This is a genomic window from Chitinivibrionales bacterium (assembly GCA_014728215.1).
GTDB lineage: Bacteria > Fibrobacterota > Chitinivibrionia > Chitinivibrionales > WJKA01 > WJKA01.
Map to the genome: position 1 here is coordinate 1 of WJLZ01000180.1, position 7,030 is coordinate 7,030.

Consider the following 7,030-nt stretch of genomic DNA (forward strand, 5'->3'; position numbering starts at 1 on the left):
CCGCCCTTGCTGGAGGGGGTGCGTCTGAGATCCCGATTGTAATCGGGAACTCAGACCAGGGGGAAACGCTATGCGGTTCCCCCACCAGAGAATCATTCTCAAGAATCTTGATCTCGTCATTGAACTCTTTCCGGCTTTGCCTGCTTCGTATTATGACTGTTAAAATACTTATAGGTTTTATACTCATCAGAGGGAGTAACGGGGATGGACCATAAAAATCCCCATTTCTGTTCTGGAAACGCCAATTTCACCCTTTTCTAACCGATTAACTATACGCTTAGAACTCGATAGGACCTCCTCAAAATCGGCTTCCAGCAGGCCATCACAGGGTGTGTTAAGCGCTTAAAATACGGATTTCGTTGATTATAACCTTGCTTGTATCGAATCGGAAAGAAAGAATTTCTGCCGGCATCAGAGGAGAACATATAACAAGGCAACGCATATATGTAATTACTTCCCACTCAGCACGCGCATGCCGGTATTGCCGGCATGAATATAATAAGCATTTTCTACAAGGGATTTAAAGGGGATTGGACAATCCCCTTTCCTTCATATCAACAAATTGAGCACAAACGAACTTTTGTACATTATGCGATTATTCTAAAAATTCTGCGCCTCTACAATAAATTAATTGCCCAAAACTAAATTTTACAAAAAACTAACATAAAAGTATTGAAATTTTAATCCCAATATGTTATATTTAACATTCAGTCTAAAAATTTAACACAAGAGTCAGAAATATGGACCCTAAGGTAAATCGGCGGCAGACAATCCTTGATGCTAAGAAGGGGCTTATCCTCGATGCGGCACGACGAGTATTCGCCGAGCGGGGATATCATGAAACCAGTATCGAACATATTGCCAGGGAAGCCGGTTTTTCAAAGCCGTCACTCTACAACTATTATAAAGATAAGGAAGATATCTTTCTTCAGCTCTCATTGCGGGAGATCGACATCCTTCTCAGTAAAATGAATGCCAACTGTGATGATTCATTTTCGTCGATGAAAAATCTCGAAGGCATGATTCGGGCGGTATTCGACACGTTTGGTGAGCATTTTTATTTCATGCTTACCCTCTCGCATTTTCCTCTGGTTGTTCTGGCTCATCACGAGAATTCTCAGGAACTCCACCGGCAGTTTGCATCCCGGCTGATGCGTATTGTCGGAAAATTGACCTCGGTAATTGCCCGGGGCAGGGAAAAGGGAGAAATTAACACGACGGTGAACGATGAAAATTGTGCACGCTACATTACGGGAATGATAAAATCGGTATTTGTCCACTGGCGAATGAACGAAAAAATGGGAGATGCAGAGCAGGAGATTGCCCATATAATGACTTTTATTTCTCAGGGAGTGTTGTTCTATGAAAGCAGGTAAAGAGGTGCACAATTGCAGCGCGAAAAGAGTGGTTGGAAAAATGCCCGGGGTCGTGGCAATGATAGTGTTTACGATCGCGCTTACGCTTACCGCACAGACGTCATATACCATAGAAGACATGCTTGAGTTGAGCCGTAAGAAATCGGATGCGGTCGAGCTTATCGATCTCCGATACAAAGAGGGTCAACACGAAAAAAAGGAATACCGTTCCGCCGCATTTCCCTATGTTACCATGGAGGCTTCTGCCGGACCGAGCCGTCAGTCACTGAAAACGACGAGTCAGTCTTTCAACATGGGTGGTGGTGGAGGACAACAAGCCCCGTCGTCGGGAGCGATGCCGGAGCCACAGACCCGAGAAGACACAATCAGGGCCTGGGCAACAGAACAGGCTGCAATGCTCGACAGCATGACCCTGGCTTCAATGATGGGCGGGTTCGATATTCCCGAAGAGCAGACCGGTCTTTCGGCCAACTGGTCGGTGACCGTGGCTCAGCCGCTTATTACCTTCGGGAAAGTGGGAAGTGCACTCAAAGCGGCACGGATCAGGGATACCATGTTGACCGATATAAGGCGGTACGAGATGGATACCCTCTATGCCGCTATTATCGACGCCTATACCAATGCCTATGTAGCACAGAAAGAGATCGACATCGCCGAAAAAGCCTATGCCTCCAGCGAGCGGACGGTGCAGCGCATGAGGGTCGAGTATGACCGGGGAGCGGTCCCGGAGCGGGCCTATCTTCTGGCACAGGCGGGAAATGCACGGGCAAAAGCCGATCTGATTTCCGCACGCAGCACGAAAAGCGAAGCGTTTAAGACCCTTGCTGAAAAAGCCGGGATTTATCCCGACACATCGTTTGAACTCAGCTCTCCGCCCTCGGAGTATGCAGCGGTTGTTGAAATCGGTAATGATGTCACCGACGGGCTTGGATATATCCAGCAGCGGCATATGCTCAGCTTGCGAACAAACCAGGTTGTGTACGAACGGTCGAAACTGTTTCCGTCAATCAACCTTTTCGGACGGGTGAACAATCAGGTTTTGTATACCGATGAAGACAACTCTCCCGACGCCAATGCCATAGTTCATCCCGATTATTTCAGCTACACGGCAGGACTTCAATTGAGCTGGACTATTTTTGACGGTTGGCGAACATCTTCCACATACCGGAAGACACAGGTCCAGAAACGTCGGGCGGAAATACAGTTGCAGCGTTCCAAACGACAAATGCAGATCGGCGTCGACAAGATGCACAGCAGCCTTACATCGATGGCAACCATGCTCGAGGCTGTTTCGTTGCAGCGTGAGGCTGCACGCCGCGCCTTTGAAGTCACTCAGACCGACTTTCATGCCGGCGCTGCCGATGTTACCACTCTCCTGGATGCAGAAAAGGACTGGATGGATGCTGAAAAGCTGTACAACGATCTGTATGCTCAGAAAATAACGCTGGCTACCCGGCTGAAAATATTACTCGGCGTACCAATATATACGAAAGGTTCATGATGAAGTATTTCATATGCACACTTGCCTGTGTTGGAGCAGTTTTCTTTTTCGGATGCGCGGGAAAGAAAGATCAGGTAGAGAACAACGAAACTCAGGCGGCGATATCCGTCCGGGTTTTGGCTCTGGAACCCGGACCATTTGTTGACTATGGCGAATACTACGGGAAAACCGCGGGTGTTCACGAAGCAACTCTTATCAGCTACACCGGCGGCAGGGTAACCAGAATTTCGGCCAAACCGGGTTCCTGGGTGAAAAAGGGGCAGCATCTCGCGCGTATCGACGCCGATAAGGCCGAAACGCAGTATGAAACCGCGGTGTTGAATGAAAAAATCGCCCAGGATAATTATGACCGGACTAAAACCCACTTTGACGCCGGCAATGCGTCGCAGCTTCAGCTCAATCAGCAGAAACTTGCGCTGATGAACGCAAAATCCGCGCGGATCGAAGCCGAACGTATGAGAGAGGGCGCCCTATGTATCGCACCGTTTGGCGGTATCGTTACCGACCGCTATATCGAACGTTATCAGGAAGTCGCTCCGGGGTCGCCGACCTTTGCCCTGGCCGGACTTTCGAAGATACGGGTGACCGTGTATGTTCCTGAAGGCGATATTTTCTCGGTTGATTCGGACGACGAAGCGAAGGTTTATATCTCTGCAGTTGACAGTGCACAGTCCTGGCCTGCAAAGATTATATCGGTTGCAAAATCCGCCGAGCCCTCATCTCAAAAATATAAAGTACAACTTCAGATAGACAATAAGGATAAAAACGTCAATCCCGGGCTCACTGCAAAAGTCCGTATCGCACTCCAGGACCTCGATTCCCAAATTGTTGTTCCTACCGGTGCCGTCATAACCTCGGGCATTCAGCAATTCGTGTTTGTTACCGAAGAGGGCAAGGCCGTAAAACGACTTGTTGAAATAGCAGAATCCAATGAGACCCACACGCGAATTATCGAAGGCTTATCCACAGGTGATAAGCTCGTTGTTGCCGGGCAGCAACGAATAAAACACAATACTCCCATTACAATCGAAAATTGAAATCTCGGGAATACCATTGTTACAAAATATAAAAACATATAGTAAAACAGGACAATATATATGATCAAACTATCAGTGAATAAGCGCATAGCCGTATTCACCATGGCGCTTTTAATTCTGACCATGGGTCTGATTTCTTATATGGGGTTACCGCGGGAATCGACGCCCGAAATCAAGCAGCCCTATATTTTTGTGACAACGGTCTATCCGGGCGTGGGCGCCAAGGATGTTGAGACACTGGTTACCCGTCCGATCGAACAGGAAATTGACGGGATCGAGGGGATCAAGGAGATAACATCATCTACTCAGCAGAGCCTTTCGATGATTATTATTGAGTTTACCTCCGATGTGGAAGTGGAGACTGCGCTTCGAAGAGTAAAGGACAGGGTCGACATTGCCGAATCGGAGCTTCCGGATGCTGTTGAAGATCCGCTGGTGAAAGAGTTTTCTTCATCGACCTGGCCGATTCTTGTCGTTGCACTCACCAATCCCAATGGGCTCGAATATCTCGAAAACACTGCAGAAGAACTTCAGGATGAACTCGAACGAATTCCTGGAGTGCTCGAAGCGGAAATCTCAGGCCTGCGGGAACGGGAACTACGGATCGAACTCGACCCGGCCAAGCTGAACCGGTATGGGTTCGGGATGGGTGACATTCAGCAGGCGATCCAGGGAGCAAACCTTGCGCTTCCAGGCGGTATCCTTCGTACCCCCGGTAAAAACTATACGATTACGATTAACAGCGAGATCAAAGACCCCCGTCTCTTTCGGGAAATTACAATCAAGGATGGCCCGGTTGCGGTTCCGCTCCGCCTGCTCGGGACTGTCAAGTTTACCTATGAAGAGCAGCAGACATACAGCCGTTTCAACGGCAAGCCGGCAATTACCATTTCGGTAAGTAAACGAACCGGCGCCAATGTTATTACCACCACCGAGCGGGTTAAGGAAGCAGTCGACGGGATGAAATCCCAGTTCGCCGAAGGGACGGAAATTAATTACGGTTATGAAGATGCATTCTATATCAAGCAGATTGTGGCGGACCTCGAAAACAACATGATTACCGGCTTCTTGCTTGTTCTTGCCGTTACGATCTTTTTTCTCGGCGGGATTAACGCCTTGTTTGTGGCGCTGGCGATCCCTTTTTCAATGCTGCTCTCCTTTTTTATTATCGACATGCTCGGTATCACCCTCAATATGGTGGTGCTGTTCAGCCTTATCCTGGCGCTCGGAATGCTTGTTGATAATGGCATCGTTATTGTCGAAAACATTTTCCGCCATGCCTCTATGGGTAAGGACCGGGTTCAGGCTGCCATTGACGGTTCAAAAGAAGTGGCCATGCCCATTACGGCTTCGACAATCACGACCTGCCTTGCATTCCTGCCGATCGTTTTCATGCCCGGCGTCATGGGCGATTTCATGTCCTTTGTTCCTAAAACCGTGATCATCGTTTTAGGAAGTTCACTCTTTGTCGCTGTTACAATAAACCCGGCCTTCTGTTCCAGGTTTTTAAAGATAAGTAAAGAACAGCAGAAAAAGTTCACCGAAGGTTCCGGGAAGTTTGCCGGGATTCAAAACTGGTATGCCCACAATATACACAAGGCGCTTCGTCACCCCTTGCTGGTGATGAGTATCAGCTTTGCGGTCGTTATCTGCGGAATGGTACTCTATGGAATATTGGGAAAAGAGCCGGTTTTCTTTCCATCACCCGATCCCTCCGATGCAATCGTGAATGTCACGATGCCCCAGGGAACACCGGTTGAAAAGACCGATTCGGTGGTCAGGGTTCTCGAGCATATCGTTGAAGACGTCCCGGCGTCCATTGACGAATACGAGGCTGCTGCAGGACGGTCGGGGGGGCAGATGTTTTCGGGTTCCGGTGAAGAGTCGCATAAAGGCTTTGTGAGAGTGACGTATAAGCCCTATCTCGAAAGAAAAATCAAGGGGAAAGTGGCGATCGACTCCCTGAAAAACCGACTCAAAGATTTTACCGGCGGTGAAGTTACGGTCGAAGCTCAGGAGATGGGGCCGCCGTCGGGGCATGATATATCCTTCGAAGTGACCGGAAAAGATTACAACATTATGGGGGATATCGCCGATAGTATTCTTGCCATACTTAATACGTATTCCCATTTCAAACTTGTCGATACCGATTATGAATCCGCCATGCCGGAACTTCAGGTTGCAGTCAACAGGCAGATGGCCGAGTATCACGGTCTTTCCATGTATGCGGTTGCCGGGAAAATCCGCAATGCAATTCACGGTCAGATTGTCGGCGCTTTCCGTCAGGGAGAAAAGGAGTACGATATCGTATCCGAATTCAAAACGCCATCCCGGAATTCTATCCCCGAACTGAAACAAATTCATATCAGCACCAGGGACGGTGTCAAAATCCCGTTGAGTGATATCGCAACAGTCAAAACCGTCTCCTCGATTGGAACAATCAAACGCCGTAATGTGGAACGGTCGGTGGGAATCTGGGCCGATTTCGATGAGAAATTTCAGAAAAAGAATGAAATAAAAGCTGAGATCGAGAAAAAAGTAAAGCAGCTTGCTCTTCCGGCAAACTACTCGACCAGAGCAGGCGCCGGGCAGGAGATGCGGGATGAGGCCAACGATTATATTATCAAAGCCTTTGCCATTGCACTCTTTCTGATAACAATCGTCCTTGTCGCCCAGTTCAATTCAATCTTTCAACCGATTATCATTATGACCTCGGTATTCCTCTCCCTGGGGGGAGTGTTCTGGGGGTTCACCTTTACCGGTATGGAATTTGTCATGATCATGTCGGGTATCGGTTGTGTTGCCCTTGCCGGGGTGGCGGTTAATAATTGCATTGTTCTTATCGACTACACAAATCTTCTCGTCGACAACGGCATGGACTGGTTCGAGGCCATAATCGAAGCCGGAAAAACCCGCTTGCGGCCGGTGCTGCTCACCGCCATTACAACAGTCCTGGGACTCCTTCCCATGGCATTGGGCGCGAGCCTCGACTTGCACCCCGGTTCATTCGGGATACAATTAGGGTCCGAATCCTCCGAGTTTTGGCGCCCCTTTGCCTGGACCATGATTTTCGGGTTGACGTTTGCTACGGTAATGACCCTTCTGGTCGTTCCCAC

General features: G+C 48.8%; 4 protein-coding genes. All 4 read left to right on the forward strand.

The annotated features are described in order from the left end of the window. Nucleotides 1-740: 740 nt before the first annotated feature. Entirely contained in the window at nt 741-1,376 is a 636-nt protein-coding gene (locus GF401_15730; GenBank protein ID MBD3346504.1) for a TetR family transcriptional regulator, read from the forward strand. After that, nucleotides 1,363-2,877 carry a hypothetical protein gene (locus tag GF401_15735; GenBank protein MBD3346505.1) on the forward strand — a complete coding sequence of 505 codons (1,515 nt, stop codon included), beginning with the start codon at nt 1,363-1,365 and terminating at the stop codon, nt 2,875-2,877. Before GF401_15730 ends, GF401_15735 begins: the two co-directional genes overlap by 14 nt. Then, nucleotides 2,874-3,914, forward strand: a complete 1,041-nt coding sequence (locus tag GF401_15740) for an efflux RND transporter periplasmic adaptor subunit (GenBank protein ID MBD3346506.1) — start codon at nt 2,874-2,876, stop codon at nt 3,912-3,914. The genes GF401_15735 and GF401_15740 overlap by 4 nt, the downstream gene beginning before the upstream one ends. 60 nt (nt 3,915-3,974) lie before the next feature. Further along, nucleotides 3,975-7,030: MMPL family transporter (locus tag GF401_15745; GenBank protein MBD3346507.1), on the forward strand; the 3,056-nt coding region annotated here is incomplete at its 3' end.

Excerpts from the sequence above, each read along its gene's own strand:
- GF401_15730 (MBD3346504.1), top strand. The coding sequence starts at position 741 with ATGGACCCTAAGGTAAATCGGCGGCAGACAATCCTTGATGCTAAGAAG.
- GF401_15735 (MBD3346505.1), top strand. The coding sequence starts at position 1,363 with ATGAAAGCAGGTAAAGAGGTGCACAATTGCAGCGCGAAAAGAGTGGTT.
- GF401_15740 (MBD3346506.1), top strand. The coding sequence starts at position 2,874 with ATGATGAAGTATTTCATATGCACACTTGCCTGTGTTGGAGCAGTTTTC.